Annotated in this window: 18 protein-coding genes and 1 pseudogene; 6 read left to right on the top strand and 13 right to left on the bottom strand. The window is 67.6% G+C overall.

Going from position 1 to position 18758, the window contains the following annotated elements; all coding sequences use genetic code 11:
• Positions 1–104: 104 nt before the first annotated feature.
• From ACZ6YI_RS14140 to ACZ6YI_RS14100, 9 genes and pseudogenes are all read right to left on the bottom strand, one after another.
• Positions 105–875, bottom strand: coding sequence for a glutaminyl-peptide cyclotransferase (locus tag ACZ6YI_RS14140; protein WP_465779221.1), 771 nt, complete (start codon positions 873–875; stop codon positions 105–107).
• 134 nt (positions 876–1009) lie between these two features.
• Entirely contained in the window at positions 1010–3628 is a 2619-nt protein-coding gene (locus tag ACZ6YI_RS14135; RefSeq protein ID WP_465779220.1) for a M1 family metallopeptidase, read from the bottom strand.
• 97 nt (positions 3629–3725) lie between these two features.
• Positions 3726–4967, bottom strand: a complete 1242-nt coding sequence (locus tag ACZ6YI_RS14130; RefSeq protein WP_465779219.1) for a tetratricopeptide repeat protein — start codon at positions 4965–4967, stop codon at positions 3726–3728.
• 115 nt (positions 4968–5082) lie between these two features.
• Positions 5083–7017 (bottom strand): response regulator, encoded by a 1935-nt coding sequence (locus tag ACZ6YI_RS14125; protein WP_465779218.1) that lies wholly within the window; start codon positions 7015–7017, stop codon positions 5083–5085.
• A pseudogene (locus ACZ6YI_RS14120) lies at positions 7004–7816 on the bottom strand (sensor histidine kinase); the annotation flags it as partial. The pseudogene ACZ6YI_RS14120 and the gene ACZ6YI_RS14125, both read right to left, overlap by 14 nt.
• 32 nt (positions 7817–7848) lie before the next feature.
• Positions 7849–8862 (bottom strand): ATP-binding protein, encoded by a 1014-nt coding sequence (locus ACZ6YI_RS14115; RefSeq protein ID WP_465779217.1) that lies wholly within the window; start codon positions 8860–8862, stop codon positions 7849–7851.
• Positions 8853–9257, bottom strand: a complete 405-nt coding sequence (locus tag ACZ6YI_RS14110; RefSeq protein WP_465779216.1) for an anti-sigma regulatory factor — start codon at positions 9255–9257, stop codon at positions 8853–8855. Before ACZ6YI_RS14110 ends, ACZ6YI_RS14115 begins: the two co-directional genes overlap by 10 nt.
• Positions 9254–9616, bottom strand: a complete 363-nt coding sequence (locus ACZ6YI_RS14105) for an STAS domain-containing protein (protein WP_440327586.1) — start codon at positions 9614–9616, stop codon at positions 9254–9256. The genes ACZ6YI_RS14110 and ACZ6YI_RS14105 overlap by 4 nt, the downstream gene beginning before the upstream one ends.
• Before the next feature lie 4 nt (positions 9617–9620).
• Positions 9621–10478, bottom strand: a complete 858-nt coding sequence (locus ACZ6YI_RS14100; RefSeq protein WP_465779215.1) for an STAS domain-containing protein — start codon at positions 10476–10478, stop codon at positions 9621–9623.
• A 135-nt stretch (positions 10479–10613) separates the two neighbouring features.
• Between ACZ6YI_RS14100 and ACZ6YI_RS14095 the strand changes: the two genes are divergently transcribed.
• Positions 10614–10964 (top strand): response regulator, encoded by a 351-nt coding sequence (locus ACZ6YI_RS14095; protein ID WP_465779214.1) that lies wholly within the window; start codon positions 10614–10616, stop codon positions 10962–10964.
• A 2-nt stretch (positions 10965–10966) separates the two neighbouring features.
• Here ACZ6YI_RS14095 and ACZ6YI_RS14090 read toward each other — a convergent pair whose 3' ends face one another.
• On the bottom strand, positions 10967–11350 hold the full coding sequence (locus ACZ6YI_RS14090) for a nuclear transport factor 2 family protein (RefSeq protein WP_465779213.1): 384 nt from the start codon (positions 11348–11350) through the stop codon (positions 10967–10969).
• A gap of 238 nt (positions 11351–11588) precedes the next feature.
• Between ACZ6YI_RS14090 and ACZ6YI_RS14085 the strand changes: the two genes are divergently transcribed.
• The 3 genes from ACZ6YI_RS14085 (at position 11589) to ACZ6YI_RS14075 (ending at position 15000) form a co-directional block, all read left to right on the top strand.
• The gene (locus ACZ6YI_RS14085) at positions 11589–12935 is read left to right on the top strand and encodes a hypothetical protein (protein ID WP_465779212.1); all 1347 of its coding nucleotides are present in this window, start codon (positions 11589–11591) and stop codon (positions 12933–12935) included.
• Between the two features lie 145 nt (positions 12936–13080).
• On the top strand, positions 13081–14457 hold the full coding sequence (gene cycA / locus ACZ6YI_RS14080; protein ID WP_465779211.1) for a D-serine/D-alanine/glycine transporter: 1377 nt from the start codon (positions 13081–13083) through the stop codon (positions 14455–14457).
• Positions 14458–14664: 207 nt separating this feature from the next.
• Entirely contained in the window at positions 14665–15000 is a 336-nt protein-coding gene (locus tag ACZ6YI_RS14075; RefSeq protein ID WP_465779210.1) for a hypothetical protein, read from the top strand.
• On the opposite strand, the gene ACZ6YI_RS14070 is transcribed toward ACZ6YI_RS14075, so the two are convergent.
• The 3 genes from ACZ6YI_RS14070 to ACZ6YI_RS14060 all read right to left on the bottom strand — a co-directional run bounded on the left by ACZ6YI_RS14070 (position 15001) and on the right by ACZ6YI_RS14060 (position 17391).
• Positions 15001–15486 (bottom strand): hypothetical protein, encoded by a 486-nt coding sequence (locus tag ACZ6YI_RS14070; RefSeq protein ID WP_465779209.1) that lies wholly within the window; start codon positions 15484–15486, stop codon positions 15001–15003.
• 74 nt (positions 15487–15560) lie between these two features.
• A complete protein-coding gene (locus tag ACZ6YI_RS14065; protein ID WP_465779208.1) occupies positions 15561–16058 on the bottom strand; it encodes a PH domain-containing protein in 498 nt (165 codons plus the stop codon).
• Between the two features lie 13 nt (positions 16059–16071).
• Complete coding sequence (locus tag ACZ6YI_RS14060; RefSeq protein WP_465779207.1) at positions 16072–17391, bottom strand: lysozyme inhibitor LprI family protein; 1320 nt, start codon at positions 17389–17391, stop codon at positions 16072–16074.
• A 281-nt stretch (positions 17392–17672) separates the two neighbouring features.
• Between ACZ6YI_RS14060 and ACZ6YI_RS14055 the strand changes: the two genes are divergently transcribed.
• Positions 17673–18386 carry a restriction endonuclease gene (locus ACZ6YI_RS14055; protein ID WP_465779206.1) on the top strand — a complete coding sequence of 238 codons (714 nt, stop codon included), beginning with the start codon at positions 17673–17675 and terminating at the stop codon, positions 18384–18386.
• Between the two features lie 52 nt (positions 18387–18438).
• The gene (locus tag ACZ6YI_RS14050; RefSeq protein ID WP_465779205.1) at positions 18439–18702 is read left to right on the top strand and encodes a hypothetical protein; all 264 of its coding nucleotides are present in this window, start codon (positions 18439–18441) and stop codon (positions 18700–18702) included.
• The last annotated feature ends 56 nt before the right edge of the window (positions 18703–18758 follow it).

Raw genomic sequence — 18758 nt, 5'->3', positions numbered from 1 at the left:
GTGTTGGCCCCCCCCCGGGGGTTTGGGGGGTGCGCGTGTGGGGGCTTGGGCTCCGCCGCAACACCCATCGCGCGCAAGCGCGCTCCCACAAGATCCGGTGTGGGTCAGCGCTTGACCTTGATCTCGTAGAGATTCGCCCAGCGCTTGCCGGTGACGAACAGCCGGTCGGTCTTTTCATCGTAGGCGATGCCGTTGAGCACGGCGTCGGGATCGCCACCGACGTTCTGCTCTTTGACGAGCGCTGAAAGGTCGATCCAGTCGAGCACCTTCCCGGTCTTCGGGTCGATGCGGGCGATGCGGCTGGTCTGCCAGACGTTGGCGTAGATCACGCCCTTCACCCATTCCAGCTCGTTCACCAGCTGCACGGGCACGCCGTCGGCGGTCACGGTGATGCTGCCGGTCTGCTTGAACGTATCCGGATCCAGCACGCGGATCACCGGCGTGCCGTCGCTCATGTAGAGGTGCGTGGCATCGCGCGTCAGCGCCCAGCCTTCGCCCGGGTAGCGGATCGTGCCTTTCAGCTCGAACGAGGTGCGGTCGTAGAGGAACCCGACGCCCTGCTGCCAGGTGAGCTGGAGCAGGTACGGCCCGGCGAAGATGATCCCTTCGCCGAAGTAACCCTGCGGCACGTCGCGTTGCTGGACGATCTTTCCACTCGCCAGGTCTACCTTGCGCACGCCCGCTCCGTCGTATTCGCCGGTGCTTTCGTAGAGGAACCCGCCATCATAGAAAAGGCCTTCGGTGAAGGCCTTCGGATCATGCGGATAGCGGTGCACCACGGTGTAGCCGCGGACGGGCGTGGTGTCCCGGGCGCATGCGGGAAGCGTGGCGAGGAAAACCAAAGCGAAGGTGAGGCGGTTTAGTGTGCGCATCATGGTTCGTTATTTGTGGGAGCGCGCTTGCGCGCGATAGGTGTACGGCAAGCACCCATCGCGTGCAAGCACGCTCCCACAGCACGCTCCCACAGCACGCTCCCACAAGGGGCTTGGGAGCCCCGCGGGTTACCGCATCAGCCGTTCTTCTTGAGCCATGCGTCCACCGCCGGGAGGCGCTGGTCGCGGACCATGACGCGGTAGCGGATGCCTGCCACGGCGGTCTCGGCGTCGCGGCGCGAGCCCTCGGCGATGTTCTTCGCCGCAAAGGCCTGCACCTTGTCGACCATCTTCAGGTCGAGCGAGCTGGTGGCGAGCGCCGGGTAGTAACGGGCCGCCGAGGTCGAGTCGACGAACGCATCCACCTTGTCCTTGTGCGCGACGGCGAAGTCGAACGCGAGTTCCGGATGCAGGCGCGAGACACCGCGGATCAGCGCGGCGCTGTTGGTCGCACCCGGCTCATCGGTCAGCGCGAGATCGAGCGCACGCTTCGCCAGCGCCTCATCGCGGGCCGCGGCGAGCAAGGCGTACAGGCGATCCTTCACCAGCGGGGTCTTCTCCGCCTTTGCCTCGGCATGCAGCTTGTCCCACGTTGCGGCATCGGCATTCACCGCGACCACGCCGAGGATCACCTTGCGCAGCTCGGCCGGCATGGTGTTCTTCGCGTAGCGGTCGCGCGCCTCGGCCACCACCTTCGCATCGCCGAGTGCACCCAGCGTGCCGATCAGGTGCGAACGCAGGATGGCGACCGGGGCTTCCTCGCCCTGCTTCGCTTCCCAGCCGACCTGGTCCAGCTTCGGCGAGAGACGGCCGATGGCGAACTTGCGGAACGCGGCCTGGCGCGCGGCGTCGCCCTGGTAGTACGCATCGAGGCCCGAGAGGTCGCTGGCGACCTGGTCCCACAGCTGCGGCGTGGCATCGACCGGCGTCGCCTTGATCAGGTCGAGCAGGTCGGAGATCGGCTGCAGGCCGACCATGCCCTGCGCCCAGGTATCGCCCATCACGCCGAGCTGGTCGATCGGCTCGAGCTTCGTGAACGCGCCTTGGAGCTGCTTCATCTGCGCCGGTGCATACAGCGTGCGGTAGTAGCCGGTCTGGCCAGCGTTGACGATGACCGGGCCGCAGCCGGCGACGGTCAGCGTGCCCTTGCCGTCCAGCAGGGTCGATGTGGCAGCGCCGCCCACGGTCTTCGCGATGACCGGCACGTGCCAGGCCAGCGCCTTCTTGTCCGGGCGATCGCGGGTGAACTCACCCTGCGAGAGGGTCAGGGTGGTCGAGCCGTTGGCGCACGACACGCTGTCGACCTTCACCAGCGGGATGCCCGGCTGCAGGGTGAAATCGTGCGCGATCTGCGTCACCGGCTTGCCGGCGGCGGTTTCGATCTGCTTCCACAGGTCGTCCGACACCGTGTTGCCGTACGCGTGGGCCTTGATGTACGCCTGCACGCCCTTGCGCCACGCATCCGGGCCCACGTAGGCCTCGAGCATGCGGATGACGGATTCACCCTTTGCATAGGTGATCGCATCGAACGCCTGGCTCGCCTGCTCCACGGTTTCCACGTGCTGCACGACCGGGTGCGTCGTCGCTACGGCATCGCGGCCCATGGCGCCTTCGCGGATATCCACGGCATCGAGGTTGGTGTGCCATTCCGGGTGCAGGCGCTCGGTGGTGCGCGAAGCCAGCCACGAGGCGAAGCCTTCGTTCAGCCACAGGTCGTCCCACCAGCGCATGGTGACGAGATCGCCGAACCACTGGTGCGCCATTTCATGCGCGGCGGTGTTGAACACTTCCTGCTTGTCGGCCTGCGTGGAGATGCTCGGATCGAGCAGCAGCGCATATTCGAAGGTGTAGATCGCGCCCCAGTTTTCCATGGCCGCGAAGAACTGGCTCTGGCCCGGGCTGGCGATGTTGTCGAGCTTCGGCAGCGGGTAGGGCACACCGAAGTAATCGTTGTATTCCTTCAGCACGGCCTTGCCGGAGTCCAGCGTGAACTGCGCCTGCGAGGTGAGGCCCTTCTGGGTGATGACGCCGATTTCGACGCCTTCGCTCTTCGTGGTGATGCGGTCGAACTCACCGGCACCGAAGAACACGAGGTAGGTGGACATCTTCGGCGACTGGCCGAAGCTCCACTTCGTCATGCCGTTGCCGAGGTCCTTCTTCGACGCGGCGGGCATGTTGCTCACCGCCATGTCGTTCGACGGCACGGTGGCGTCGAGCGTGAAGGTCGCCTTGTAGTTCGGCTCGTCCCACGACGGGATGAAGCGGCGTGCGTCGGAGTTTTCGAACTGCGTGTACAGCGCGCGCTTCTTGCCCGCGGCCTTCGTGTCGTAATCGATCGCGAACAGGCCGTTGGCCTGGGTGCCGATCTTGCCGGTGTAGTCCATCGACAGGCGGTACGCGCCCGCGGGCAGCGGCTTGTCGAAGGTGAAGGTGGCGGTCTGGTGTTCCGCATCGACGGACACCTTCGGCGTTCCGAACGTGGCCTTGCCCTTCGCGGCAGCGAGCTTCACGTTGGCGAACGTCATGTCGATCGCGTTCAGCGTGATCGTCGGCGTGGGCTCGAGCACCTCCACGTCGATGGCGACCTTGCCGTCGAAGGTGAGCTTGTCGGCGTGCGGGACGACCGAGACATCGTAGTGCGACGGGCGCACGCTGCGCGGCAGCTGCGTCGGTGCCTGCTGCATGTCGGCGGCAGCGGCAAGGGTGGACAGGCCGGCGAGCGCTACGGCGATCGCGCTGACGAGTGTTTTACGCATGGGGAACCCCTGGTGGTGGACCGTGGCATGGTCCATCCGCCGGGGCCGGTTTAGCCAGCGCCGGAAGTCACGCTCGCAGGAACCTGCGGGTGGCCTGCTACCAGAAGCGCCACCAGCGCCGGCGCTCCAGTTTCTTCATCGCCTTGAGGTGCCCGCGCGACGCTGCCTTGCGGTACCAGGCGCGGGCGACGGCGGCGTTGCGCGCGACGCCATCGCCTTCATCGTGCAGGCGGCCGAGTTCGAACTGGGCCTCGGGCAGGCCCTGCCCGGCCGCCAGCCGGAGCAGGCGCAACACCTCGTCGACGTTGCGCGGGATGCCCCGGCCACCGTCGATCATCCGGGCCAGGGCGTACTGGGCCTGCGCGTGGCCTTTCTCGGCCGCGAGCGCCAGCCAGCGCACGGCATCGGGATCGTTGCGGGGCACGCCATCGCCCGTGGCGAGGCGCATGCCCAGCTGGTACTGGCCGGCCATATCCTGCGGGCCGCTGGTCGCCTGCCGTGCGGAGACGAGCGCGGGCTGGTCGCTCTCCGCCTCCAGCTCAGCGAGCCGCTGCTTCGCCTCGCTATCACCCTGCTCCGCGGCCCGGCCGAACCAGTAGCGGGCCTGCTCGCGATCGACGGCGAGGCCGCTGGCTTCCAGGTACATCTTGCCGAGGGTGAACTGGGCGATGCTGTTGCCCAGTTCGGCGGCGCGCCGGTAGTGGTGCGCGCCCATGGCGGCATCCTGGCCCACGCCGATGCCATCGACGTACATGTGCGCGATGCTGCAAAGCGCATCCGCGAAACCGCGGCTGCCGGGATCGCCGCGCTCGATCGCCTTGGTGTAGAAGGCGAAAGCCAGCTCGGCATCGCGCGGCACGCCACGGCCGAAATAGTGCGAGACGCCCAGGTTCACGCAGGCCTGGGCGTGGCCCTGGTCCGCGGCCATGCCCCACCAGTGCAGCGCCTGTTGCCGGTCGACGGCGAGCCCGTGCCCGCGCGCATACGCGGTGCCCAGGGCGCACTGGGCCTCGGCATGCCCGGCCTCCGCGGCCTGACGCAGCCACAGGGCGGCCTCGGCGTGGTCACGCAGGACGCCATGGCCTTCAGCGTATTGCTGCGCGAGGCGGAACTGCCCGTCCGCGTGGCCCTGCTTGGCGGCGCGGCGCAGCCAGTGCGCGGAGCGCGTCCGATCCTGGGTAACGTGTTCGCCATCGAAATACATGACGCCGACGCGGAACTGCGCCTGTGCATCGCCAAGCTGGGCATCTTTTTCCAGCCGGCCGAATTTCTGCAGCGCATCCATCTCCGCGACAAACCGATGGTCGCCGAGCGCGCCGCCCCAAGTACCTTCCGACATCCCGCTCCCCTGCAAACGCCTGTCGTCGTTGTGGGGGCATCATAAGTGGTTGCGGGATTTAGGGATATCGGCAATTTCGGATAGGTGGGAATCCACCCTCCGGCACCCGCCCCGGTCAGTCGAGCGCGCCGCGCACCCGTTCCAGCAAGGTATCCACTTCGAACGGCTTCAGCAGCAGCTGCATGCCCGGCTCGAGGAAGCGCGCCGGATCCAGCGCGTTCTCGGCGTAGCCGGTCATGAAAAGCACCGGTAGCGTCGGCCGCCATGCGCGGGCGGTCCGGGCGAGTTCGCGGCCGTCCAGGTCGGGCATGCCGACATCGGTGAGCAGCAGGTCGAGCGAGGCGTCACCGCGAAGATGGCGCAAGGCCTCGTCGATATCGCCCGTGGCCGTGCATACGTAACCCGCCGATTCGAGCGCCGCGCAGGCGAGCGTACGCAGTGAATCGGTGTCCTCGACGATCAGGATGTGCTCGCCGCGGCCACCTTCGACCCGGTTCGTGCGCGGCTGCACCGGCTCGATCTCGCCTTCGTCGACCGGCAGCCAGAGCGCGACCTCGGTGCCCTCGCCCACCGTGCTGGCGATGCTCACGCGGCCGCCTGACTGCCTGGCGAAGCCGTAGATCATCGACAGGCCCAGGCCCGTGCCCTGGCCGATGGGCTTGGTGGTGAAGAACGGCTCGAAGACCTTTTCCAGCAGTGTCGGCTCGATGCCCGTGCCGGTATCGGTCACGCTCAACACCACGTAGGCACCTGGCTGCAGCTCGCTGTCGGCGCCGACATTCTCCAGCCGGGACGACAGCGTGATGCTGCCACCCGCCGGCATGGCATCGCGTGCGTTGATCACGAGATTGAGCAGCGCGTTGTCGAGCTGGTTCCCGTCGACGCTTGCCACCATCCGGCCATAGGCGAGGTTGGCGTGCAGGGTCACCGCCTCGCCAAGGGTCCGGCGCAGCATGTCTTCCATGGCCCGCACGCGCTCGTTCACGTCGGTGGCCTTCGCGTCGAGCGGCTGCTGGCGGGCGAACGCGAGCAGGCGGTGGGTCAACGCCGCCGCCCGGCGTGCCGAGCCCAGCGCTGCGTCGGCGAAGCGCTGCACGCCCTGCGGCTTGCCGGCTTCGACCTGACGGTTGATCAGGTCGATGCCGGTAATGATGCTGGTGAGCAGGTTGTTGAAGTCGTGCGCGATACCGCCGGTGAGCTTGCCCAGCGCGTCCATCTTCTGCGCCTGGACCAGCTGTGATTCGGTGCGTTCGCGCACCGCGATCTCGGCGGCGAGCTGCGTGGTGGCCGTATCGATCTGCTCGCGCTGTTCGCGTTCGCGGCTGCGCTGCTCGGTCACGTCCTCGACGAAGACCATGCCGGCGCCGTCGCGATAAGGCGTCACGCGCCACTCGGTCTCGCGCACCATGCCGCCGGAGCGCATGCACAGCACGCCGCGCCAGCGCCGCATGCCGCCGAGCGCCACGCGCATTTCGGCAAGCGTTCCGTCCTGGCCTGGTTCGAACCATGCCTCGAGCGACTGGCCCTCCGCCCCGCCTTCTAGCAGCCGGACGAAGGCATCGTTGGTTTCCTGCACGCGGAGTTCGCCGTCGACCACGGCCATGGGCGCGGCGATCGTGGTGAAGATCTCGCGCACCCGTGCCTCGGATTCGCGCAGGGCGCGCTCGGTATCGCGCACGCGCAGGAGCGTGCGGATCGTGGCGAGCAACACGCCCGGATCCACCGGGTGTGGCAGGTAAGCGTCCGCACCGTTGTCCAGGCCGGCGATGAGGTCGGTGGTGTCGATCGACGCGGCCGAGACGTGCACGACCGGAAGCAGCTGGGTATCCGGCGATGCGCGAAGGTCGCGCACGATGTCGAAGCCGCTCATGTCGGGCAGGTTGACGTCGAGCACGACCGCATCGATCGCGTGCGCGGCCAGCAGTTGCAGGCCTTCCGTGCCGGTACCGGCCTCCATCACCGTATAACCGGCGCGTTCCAGCGTGCGGCGCAACGCGTAGCGCGTCGGCGCGTTGTCATCCACCACCAGCAACGTGTCATGCATGGTCATCGGCGTCCTCCGCGGCAATCGCCAGCGGCAAGCTGACGAAGAACTCCGAACCCTTGCCGACGATGCTGCTCAGGCCCACTTCGCCGCCAAGCAGTTCGGCGAACTGCTTGCACAGCGAAAGGCCGAGGCCGGTGCCGCGCACGCGCTTCTGCAAAGGAGAATCGACCTGGGTGAAGTCCTCGAACAACACGTGCTGGAGTTCTTCAGGGATGCCGATGCCGGTATCGCGCACCGTGAAGCGCACGCGGTCGCTGCCTTCCAGCCGGGCGGACACGCGCACTTCGCCGCGCGGCGTGAACTTCAGCGCGTTGGAAATGAAATTACGCAGGATCTGCGACACCTTCTTGTCATCCGTGTACAGCTTCGGGAGCCCTTCCGGATCCTCGAAGACCAGGTCCGCCTCGGTCCCGTCCACGATGGGCCGGAACATGCCGCGCAACGCGGAGAACAGATCCATCAGCTCAAACCACGCTGGCGAGATGGTGATGCGCCCCGCCTCGATCTTGGCCAGGTCGAGCAGGTCGTCGACCATGTCGCTCAGTTCGCGCGCGGCACCGCTCACGAAAGCCACCTGCTTGCGCTGTTCGTCGGTGAGCGGGCCATCCATCTCGTCGGCGAGCAGCCGCGCAATGCTGAGGATGGAACCCAGCGGCGTGCGGAACTCATGGCTCATGTAACTCAGGAACCGGCTCTTCAGTTCCGAGGCCTCGCGGAGCTGCGCGGCCTGGTTGTCCAGTTCGGCGTACAACGCCAGCACGCCCTGGTTGGTCTCGTCCAGCTCGGCGCGCAGGCCGTCGTTCTCGGCCTGCAGGCGTGCGATCTCGGCGTCGTTCATGCACGCACCCCAAGGCGTATGGCAAAGACCGTCACATCATCGCGACCACGCGTGAAATCACGGTACAGGAGCGCCGCGACGATGGCCGGGTGGCGGTTCACCAGGCCGGGGTAGTCGCGCAGGCTCCAGCGGGATTGCAGCCCATCGGAGTGCAGGAGGAGCACCCTCCCGGCCGATTGCGGGAAATCGAACGGCTGCGCACGGCGTGCCTGCACACCGACGATGCCCGGGTGCGAGGCCAGCCCGCGCGAGCCTTCGGCGGACTGCAGCGAGCCGGCGATATTGCCGATGCCCGCGAAACGCACATTGCCGGTCGCACCTTCGAACCGGGCCACCGCCACGGCCCCACCACGCGTGCCCGCCATGCCGGCATGGATGCTCGCCATCAACTCGACGGGCTCCGCGCAGGCTTCCGGCTCCCACGCCCGCAGGCACGCCTCCGCGGCGTCGTTGGCGGCGGGGCCGTGGCCGAGGCCATCGACCATGACGACGCACGTGGCATCGCCCCGGAGCGCCATGCCCCAGCCATCGCCACTGACCGCTTCGCCGTGCAGCGCCTGCTGGACCGCGCCGAACGCGATATCGGCGCGCGAGAAGCCTTTCGGGTACAGGCGCGCGAGCACGACCGCGCCGCGCTGGTCGGCATACATGTCCATCAGGTCGGCCTGCCGCCGCACGGCACCCAGGCCTTCGCCACGCGTGCCGCCGGTGGAGTAGCCGTCGGGCAGGCAGTCAGCGAGGTTGAAACCCGGCCCGCGGTCCACGGCGATCACCTCGACGCCGCGGGCACCGTCGCCCGGCACCGCGCTGATGTGCATCTCACCGCCCTTCGCGTGCTTCAGTACGTTGGTCGCCAGTTCCGTCGCCACGAGCGCGACGCGGCCTGCGTCGGTGTCGTCGAAACCGCAGGATGCCGCTGCCTGTGCGGCCGCGCGCCGGGCCTGGCCGATCTGGCTGGCTTCCTCGATCGCGATGATCGTGGTCAGCCGGCCCGGGAAAATCACGTCCATTTGCAGATCGTCACTCGCGTGCCGGCACCCGGTGCGCTCTCCAGGGAAAATTCATCGACCAGGCGACGCGCACCGGTCAGGCCGAGGCCAAGGCCGCCGCCCGAGGTCCAGCCGTCGGTCATGGCCAGCTTCATGTCGGCGATGCCCGGGCCTTCGTCGCGGAAGACCAGGCGCAAACCCTTGCGGGCACCATCTTCCAGCAGTTCCCAGTCCATGTCGCCGCCCCCGCCGTAGATCACCGCGTTACGCGCCAGCTCGCTGGCGGCGGTGATCAGCTTGGTCTGGTCGACGAGGCGCAACCCGGCTTGCACGGCAAGCTTGCGTACCGTCTGCCGTGCCAGCACCACATCCTGCTCGATGCGAATCGCCTGCGTGCCCACCGGTCCGGCGTTCATCGCTCCGCCACGCGGTTGCGCAGCAGGCGCATGCCGCGCTCCACGTCCAGCGCGGTGAGCACGCCCGGCAGGGTCAGGCCCAGTTCCACCAGCGTGATCGCCACCGCGGGCTGCATGCCCACCAGCACGGTGTCGGCATCCATGATCTTCGACAGGCCGGAGATCGTGCCGATCATGCGCCCGATGAACGAATCGACGATGTCCAGGGCGGAGATGTCGATCAGGACGCCCTTCGCCGTGGTCTTGCTGATCATGTTGGAAAGGTCGTCCTGCAGGGTCAGGGCGAGCTGGTCGTGCATGTCCACCTGGATGGTCACGAGCAGGAACTCGCCCATGCGCAGGATCGGGATGCGCTCCATGGCCTTACCCTGCCTTCGAGACGTGGAAGCCCGAGCGCTTCAGCGCGAGCGACAAGGCATCGGCCAGGTTGGCCTTGGTGACGATGCCCTGCAGGTCGAGGCCGAGGTGGACGATGGTCTGCGCGATCTGCGGCCGCACGCCGCTGATGATCGCGTCCGCGCCCATCAGGCGGATCGCGGTGACCGTCTTCAGCAGGTGCTGTGCGACCAGGGTATCCACCGTCGGCACGCCGGTGATGTCGATGATGGCGATTTCCGCGCCCGTCTCCACGATGCGCTGGAGCAGCGACTCCATCACGACCTGCGTGCGCTGCGAATCGAGCGTGCCGATCATCGGCAGCGCCAGCACGCCCTCCCAGAGTTTCACCACGGGCGTGGACAGTTCCAGCATCTCTTCCTGCTGGCGGTTGATCACTTCTTCGCGCGACTTCTGGAACGTCTTGATCGTGTGCATGCCCAGGCCATCGAGCAGCTCAGAAACCGCCCAGGTCTGCGCGGCGAGTTCCCCGGCGTTGCCGGCATAGGTCTTCTGCAGCAGGTCGAAGATCGGCCGCTTCAGCGAGAAGATGAAGTTCGCCGTGTTCGCGGAATCGAAACCCTGCAGTGCGCGGCTGCGCGAAAGCTTTTCGAGGAAGCCGCGCGTCTCGCTCCACTCGTTGCTGGCGAGGCTGCCTGCATCGCCCGTGGCGGAGCCGGCGATCAGCAGGCGCAGGAAGTCCCGGGTCTGCCCTTCGAATTCGACGTGGCCAATGCGTGAGTCGCGCGAGGCGCCACTCTCTTCCAGGTTGGCGGTCCAGCGGGTCAGCAGTTGCTGTTCGTTCTGGCGGATCGCATCGATCGTGGACTGGCTGAGTGCAGACATGGAGACCCCCGGGTAAAGCTCTATGATGCGGTGCACATTCGCGCAATGGAATAGCGTGTATGCAAACGGATGCATTGACGGACCCTTCACGCCACGCGCGTTATTTGCCTTAGCGTTTTCCTGCGAACCCACGCCATGTCCACACGTCCCCTGGTCGTTCTCCTCGTCGAGGATGACGATGCCATCCGCGAAATTTCCGCCATGATCCTGGAGGGCGAAGGGCACACCGTGCACACCGCACCCAACGGCGATGAAGCGGAGCGCTGGCTGGCCAACGGCACCGCGGACGTGCTCTTCACCGACGTGCGCATGCCCGGCTCCGTGTCGGGGCAGGAACTTGCCACGCGCCATTCCGATATGCGCGTGCTCGTGGCTTCGGGTGAGATGCGCGAGCAGCACGACTGGCTGCTGCCGCACATGGAATACCTGACCAAGCCTTACGACCGGAAGAGCCTGCTGGCTGCCGTGGAACGCGTGGCCGCCTGAGCTCAGGCGCGGTCGATCACCCTGCTGATCTTGCCGTTCGCGAAGCCGAACTCGGTGGTGCCCTGCATCTCGATGATCGTGCCGGCGCGAGGGCCGTCGGGGATGTCCTCCGCGATCTCGCCGCGGAAGTCGATCATCGCCACGACGTCTTCGCCGCGCTCTTCGAGCGATACGATTTTCTGCTCGCGCGCTGCAAATAGCTGCGCCCCGACCCGCGCCAGTTTTTCCAGATCGACCTTGCCATCGGTGGCCACGCTGAGCGCACCACCCTGGTGGTGTTCGAAGCGCACATCATCGGTGAGCGCCCCCAACATGCCGGGGATGTCGAAGTGGTTGTACGCGGCAAGGTAGATTTCGATCAGTTGCCGGCGTGCGGGGTCGATCATGGTGATCTCCATGGGTACCTGGCATGGGCGGTCCCTCGATAGTACAAGGGGCGCGCGCCGAAGACAGGCCCGTAGCCCGTTAGTACCGGTGGCGGTGTTTCACATCCGTGGCCGTGCGCCGCGGCGATCTGTCCGCTACGTGTCCGCGGACACGTAGCGGGGCGGCGAAAGCCGCGTTGCAACGTGCTGGCCCGAGGCTTGCAGTGACGGCTTCCGGATCAACACGGAGACGCCACGCATGGCACACGTTCCACGGAATCTTGCGCTCGCCGCCCTTCTTGCGGTGCCGATGGCCCGGGCCGCCGAGCCTCCGACACTGCACTACACGGTGACGCCCGTCCTGGCCCATGGTGACCTCCAGGCCGTCGATGTCGAGCTGGTGGCGGATGCCGGAGCGGACGGGAAGCTCGACGTCGTGCTGCCCGGCACGCAGCTGGCGCTGTCGTCGGACGGAAACCTCTCCGCCGGGGAGCACGGACACCTGGTGCTTGCCGGCGCGCCGAATGCCCAACTCACCTTGCGCTATCGCCGGCGCGGCAACGATAGCGTCCAGCGCGAGTGGGATACGGATCCGTACATGGCGGCCGGCTGGCTGCTGGCGCCTTGTTCCGCCCTGCTGGCAATGCCCGCGGACGACATCGCGCGCCGCGTCGAGGTGACCTGGAAGCTGCCTGCGCGCTGGCGCGGCCTCACCAACCTGCCCACCTCCACGCCAACGACAACGGCGGCGGAGCGCCACAGCGTGTGCTTCCTCGGCCGGGATGTCACCGAGAATGTCGTTCCGCTTGGCCATGGCGGCCATCTTCGTACGTATACAACCGCCCCACGGGAGGCAGCGCCGTTGGTGGACCTCGCTGCGCGCGCACTCACCATCGTCGCAGCCGATAGCGACGGGCGCCCGGCGGACTACCCAGTCTTCATCACGCCGCTGGACCGCGAGGGCGGTGGCCTCTCCTCGTGGAGCCAGGCCGCGGGGATGGCCGTGGTGCTGGAGCGAGGCGTCGCGCCGGGTGGCGTGGTGGCCCCGATGATCACCGACTACCGCCGCCTGCTGGCGCCCGGCCCCGTGGACCCGGCGACCGCCTGGTATACCGAAGGCCTGGGTTCGTATCAGGTCGTGAGCGACCTGCTCGGCAGCCACACTCTCGATCGGGGCATCGTGGCTGCATGGTTCGATCAGATCAGCGGCCAGTACGGCTCATCCGCGTTCCGCCGTGCGCCCCAGGCACAGGTGGCCGCGGAATGGTCGAGCTCACCTGACCTCCAGGCGCTGCCCATGCAACGCGGCATGCTTTTCGGCGCGTTGCTCGACGCGCGGCTGCGCGAAACCACGCGGGGCACGGCGACCCTGGGTGACGTGCTGCGCAAGATCGGGCCGCGCCCCGCGGACCCCGCGGGTGCGCTCATCGCCGCGGTGCGGGCCGCCGGTGGCGGGGACATCACGCCGCTGTACGAGAAATACATCGTCCGCGGCGACCTGCTGCTATTGCCGACCGACGCGCTCGGTACATGCATGGCCGTACGCACCGATGCCGACGGCTACGGCTGGCAGGTCCAGCGCGTAAGCGCGACGTGCCAGCCCTAGCCCGTGGGAGCGCGCTTGCGCGCGATGGGGGCTGGCGCGAGCACCTATCGCGCGCAAGCGCGCTCCCACAACGCGCCGCGGGCCCGTTTGCCGGGACGGCACAACGCGACTATGGTGCTGCCTTCCGTCCCGTCCCGAGCCGCCGATGAACCCTCCGCAGGAATCGAACCCCGATCACCTCAGGCGCAGCCTGTCCAACCGCCACCTGCAGCTCATCGCCATCGGCGGCGCGATCGGGACCGGCCTGTTCATGGGCTCGGGCAAGACCATCAGCCTCGCGGGACCGTCCATCCTGTTCGTCTACCTGATCATCGGCGTGATGCTGTTCTTCGTCATGCGCGCGATGGGTGAGCTGCTGCTATCGAACCTGCAGTACAAGTCCTTCATCGATTTCTCCACGGACCTGCTCGGGCCATGGGCCGGCTTCTTCTGCGGCTGGACCTACTGGTTCTGCTGGATCATCACGGCGATCGCGGATGTCATCGCCATCGCTAACTACGCCCAGTTCTGGTTCCCCTCGCTCGCGCCGTGGATCCCCGCGGTGCTCTGCGTGCTGCTGCTGCTCACCCTCAACCTGACCACCGTGCGCCTGTTCGGCGAACTCGAGTTCTGGTTCGCGCTGATCAAGATCATCGCGATCTGCGCACTGGTCGTGACCGGCTTCGGCATGGTGGCGTGGGCGTTCCGTTCGCCCGACGGCCACGTGGCATCGCTGTCCAACCTGTGGAATGACGGCGGCATGTTCCCGATGGGCGTGGGCGGCTTCTTCGCCGGATTCCAGATCGCCGTGTTCGCCTTCGTCGGCATAGAGCTCGTCGGCACGACCGCGGCCGAGACCGCCGATCCGGAGCGCAACCTGCCGAAGGCGATCAACTCGATCCCGGTGCGCATCATCATCTTCTACGTGCTCGCCCTCGTGGTGATCATGTCGGTCACCCCATGGCGCCAGGTACTGCCCGGCAAGAGCCCGTTCGTGGAGCTGTTCGTGCTGGCGGGCATCCCGGCGGCGGCAAGCCTGATCAACTTCGTGGTGCTGACCTCGGCGACCTCCTCGGCGAACAGCGGCATCTTCTCCACCAGCCGCATGCTCTACGGCCTGGCCGAGGAAGACCACGCGCCGTCCGCCTTCAAGCGTCTGTCGAAGGCTGCCGTGCCGTCGCGTGGGCTGCTGTTCTCCTGCGCGTGCCTGCTGGCCGGAGCGATGCTGGTCTACGTCGTGCCCAACCTGGTCACCGCGTTCACGCTGGTCACCACGCTTTCCGCGATCCTCTTCATGTTCGTCTGGTCGCTGATCCTGTGCTCGTACATGGCCTACCGGAAGAAGCGCCCGGAGCTGCACGCGGTGTCGTCGTACAAGATGCCCGGCGGCGTACTGATGTGCTGGGTCTGCCTCGCCTTCTTCGCCTTCGTACTTGTGCTGCTGACCCTGGAATCGGATACCCGCCAGGCCCTCATCGCCAGCCCGGTGTGGTTCGCGATCCTGGGGGTGGCCTACCTGGTTCGCCGGAAACGCGCCGCCTGATGCCTTTGTGGGAGCGCGCTTGCGCGCGATGGGTCTTGCCGCAAGCCCCATCGCGCGCAAGCGCGCTCCCACAGGCCTCCGAAGGCTTCACATCAGTGAAAAGCCGCCACCGGCCTTCACACGCCGTGGCACAGCCGTTGCAGCCTTCCCGTGAGAGGGAAACCGGTGTAGGTTTCCCGTCGCGCCATTCCGGGGAATCCAGCGCCCATGAGCTTTTCGTACCCTGCCGCGCCGCGGCCAAAAGCGACCGTGTTCGCCACGCTCCTCGTGGGGGCGGCCCTGTGCCTGGCCCAACCGGCCCGGGCGGCCGAAGAGCACGGCACGCCGGGCGGCGGCGTGACGACGACCCCGTCGGCCAGCGGCTGGCAATACAGCAGTTCGGCCGTCTCCGAGGCGGTCGCCAGGGACATGGGCCCGCCCCGGCCGTGGTCCGGCCACGACTACCATTTTTCCGTCACCCACGGCCCGACCTACCCGAGCACGTACATGGGTGCCACGAAGGACGAAGCGGTCCGGATGAACCTCACCCTCCGCTGGTGGTGATCAGCGCCGCTCGCGGCTGGCCAGCGTGACGTTCAGCGCCTGGTGCACGGCCGGGAGGCCCGCCAGGTCGAACGAGAACGGGAAGAACGACGGCCCGCGCATGTGCAGGATCGGATGCGTGGCCAGCAGCCTTTCGAACGCATAGCGGGTGGGCGTGCTCCGCGGCACGAAGGTAAACGTGCCTTCCACGCATTCACGGCGGAACGTCAGGCGCTGGCCTTCGATATCGAACGTGGCCGTGCGCCCGATGGCGCCCGCCGAACAATCGGCGCGCTGCGGCAACACGCGGAATCCATAGGAGACACGGTGCGTCGGGCGGTCCACGTAAGCGACGAGGCCAAGCTCGGCGCCGCGCTGGTCTGGCAGTACATAGACCCGCCGGCCATGGTCCCAGCCCGGGGTATCGGCGGCGCCCGCCGAGGCGGCGAACGTGCCAAGCGCGAGCGCGGCGACGACGAGTGAGGACATCCGTGAAGCACGTGCCATGGGGGTCAGCTCCTGCCGTGTGGGGTACCCAGGTGTATACCACCACCGCGCCAGGCCTTGTCACCTCACCGACATCAGTCCGACAGCAGCGCGCCCTCGCCCACCGCGGCGGCGATGAACGCCCGTGGATCGTCGGGTGACACCAGCAACGGGCGGCCGCCGGGCGGCTGGATGACGATGCCATGGTCGCGTCGGCGCGCGGCAACCTTCACCATGCCGAGCCGGCGCGAGTAGAACAGCCCATCGAACGCGAAGAAGCCGCCGTTGCCGAACACGCGGACCAGGCCCTTGAACGCTTCCGTGTCCTCGCGGACCAGGGCGCCGCGCAGTTCCACGCTGGATCGGCCGACCTGGCGACGGATGACGAGGCGCCCGCCACCCATCTCATAGCGCAACGGCGAGAGCGCATAGCTCAGGGCGAGCGCAAGGGTGAGGATGCCGGCGAGAGGTACGGCCAGCGTGGCCGGCGTATCGCGCGACATCACGATGGCGATGCCGACCACCACGATCACGACGGTCAGGATGCCGATCCAACGCACGGTGTTGGACATGCTGGTGGCGAAGGTTTGCATCGCGCGGGTCGTCTCAGAGGGATTGGGGTGGCGGCGCCGGGACCGGGGCGGCCAGCAGCAGTTTGTCACGGGTGACGGTGATGTAGCCCGCGGCGGCCGGCTCGGCCTTGCCGTCGCGCATGCGCCACGCGGCGACCATCCAGTCATTGTTTTCACGCCAGCCCACGTGGCCATGGTCGATCAGGCCGAGCAGGGTTTCGCCGCGGAAAACCAGTGGGAAAACCGCCGCATCGCTGCTGAAGCCGGCCATGCGCCCGCTGCTGTCGAGCAAGGGCAGTTCGGGCGGCTGGCCGTCCTTTTCCAACGGGCCGCCGGTGAGGCGTGCCGCCTTGAGCACGGCCGCGTAGGCGGCCTTGTCGTACGACGGGAACGCGTTGTCCAGGGTGCCCTTCTGCGGGCTGCGGTCGTAGCGCGTCGCGATGGCCATGGCCGCCTTTGCGAACTCGTCGCACGCACCCTTCCCCGGCGCGCATGCGCTCGCCTCGGCCTTGAGCGAGTGGTCGAAACGCAGGACCAGGCGCTCGCCCTTGTCGAACCCCTTCCCGTTCCACACGGCGGTATCGAGGTTCACTTCATCGGGCGAACCATCGCCCACCACGTAAACGACGTACTGGCCGGCGATCCGGGCCATGCCGTGGTCGGTCATGCAATCGCCGTCACCCCATACCGAGGGCGATGGCACGGCGATCGCCTGTTTGCCCTGGATGCGGAACGGCGCTTCGGTCCAGCAGTGCGCGGTGCCGCCGATCGACCACACCGAGCTGATCGGCGAACCGGCGAGCTTGCGATAGCCGCCTGCGCTTTCCAGATCGCGCAGCGCATCGGCGAGCGACTTGTCCGGCTGGTAGGGAAAGGCCGAAGCGCTTTCGAGGCGGACATCTTCCGCCAGCGTGACGTCGGCGCCGGCCTTCGCGAAGTCGGCCGGCACGGCGGCACCCGTGGCCGGCAGCTTCGGGAGTGCGGCGCGCAAGGCGTCAAACGGCTTCGGCCACGCCGCCGCGTCGAGTCCCTTGAGAACAGCGATGCGCGACCGGTAAAGCGGCAACACGCTGCTTTCCGCCTCCTTGATGGAGGGATACGCCGAAAGCGTCGCGTCGCGCGATGCCAGCCAATGGCGTTGATCGAGCTTCAACGCATCGGCCATGTCGGGGTGGCTTTTGAGGGCCGCCGTGAAGGCTTCGCCGAGCTGCCCATCCACGGCCGAGATCTTCGGCGCGGCGCAGATCGCCTTCTCCACCGTGGTCCCCGCCTTCCTGCAATCGAAGCCAGCGGCGTGGGCCCACGGTGTGATGCATGCCAGGGCCAGCCCGACGCCTGCTTTCCAGTTCCGCACGCGGCTCTCCTTCGATGTGGTGTGCATTCGCATCGCATTGTACGAAGCGGCAGCGTGCCGCAGCCTTAATTTCACGGGCCCTTCGCGGAATGCGGTTTCTTTCCGCGAACGTGTAGGCGCAGGACTACATCAATGCCTGCCGGGACACGGTAAATTCCAGCGTCCGGGGGGATCCGTCGCGGGGGCGATGGCAGCCGGGGATACAGGGGAATCGACATGGCCGTTGTCCGGGGTGCCGGTGGGCACCGTGTACCAGTGATCCATCCGCCGGAGCGCGGCACTTGAGCGCCGCCTTCAAGCCCGTACGGCATCGCTACGAGGATGCCCTGGGCCGGCTTTCGTGGCGCGACTTCCAGCAGCACATCGCCGTGCATTTCGAAGGTCTCGGCTACAGCGTGGATCGCTCGCCCTCCAGCGAAGGCGCCTCCCGTGGCATCGACCTGGTCCTGGTCCGGGGCGATGAGACCATCGTCGCGACGTGCAGGCACTGGACCGCGTTCCAGGTTCCGCATACCGACGTGCATCACCTGATCGGGCAGCTGCCCCAGCTTGGCGCGACCGGGGCGCTACTCATCACCTCGGGCGAATTCACCCGCGAAGCCGTGGACGCCGCTGCCCGTTTTCGACACGTGCGGCTCGTGGATGGCCGGGCCCTGCGGGCGATGCTGGGGCCGATCGACGCCGAAGGCGAGCCGTACCCTTCCTCGCCCGAAGCGCCCAGCTGGACGCCGGTGAGCAGCACGCGCAACACGGCTGAGCGGACGGTCGATCGCCGTGAAGGCAGTCGCATGGCCGCCATCGCCGCCGTCGCCGCGGCCCTGGTCATGGCGGTCGCCATGCTCACGCTCTACACCTGGTATATCCGCCAGATCCATACCGCGCAGGTCCGCGGGGTCGCCGGGACCGACGAGGTATACCGGCACGCGGGGGTCGCGCCCGCGCCGCCGCCACTCGCTACGCCCGAACGCACGACCGGCACTGGCGGAGAGCCCTGAAGCCACCTAGGATTCGCAGCGTCCGCACCGCGCGGACCCCAGGGGAAAACACATGGATATGCAGCGCGATGAAGCGCACGACACGGATCGCCCGGCCGTCGGCCACCCGCGTGTAGGCCGGTTCCGGCGCGCGCGCGCCGAGCGCGCCCTGCCGAGCCACGGCGTGGCGCGCCGCCAGCGCCACCTCTCCGACAAGGCCCGGCGCTACCTCTGGTACACGGCCGCCGCGGTCGGCCTCTACCTGGCCAGCCTCGCCTACGCCCACCTCGACCAGGCCTCCCACGCCGCCGTCCAGGCCACCAACCCCGGCCCCTAGCCCAGCCCTTCTGGGAGCGCGCTTGCGCGCGATATCAGGCCCGCTCACCCTTTCAT

Source organism: Luteibacter sp. NPDC104163 (genome assembly GCF_055584245.1).
This window is presented reverse-complemented; position numbering and strand designations above follow the sequence as displayed.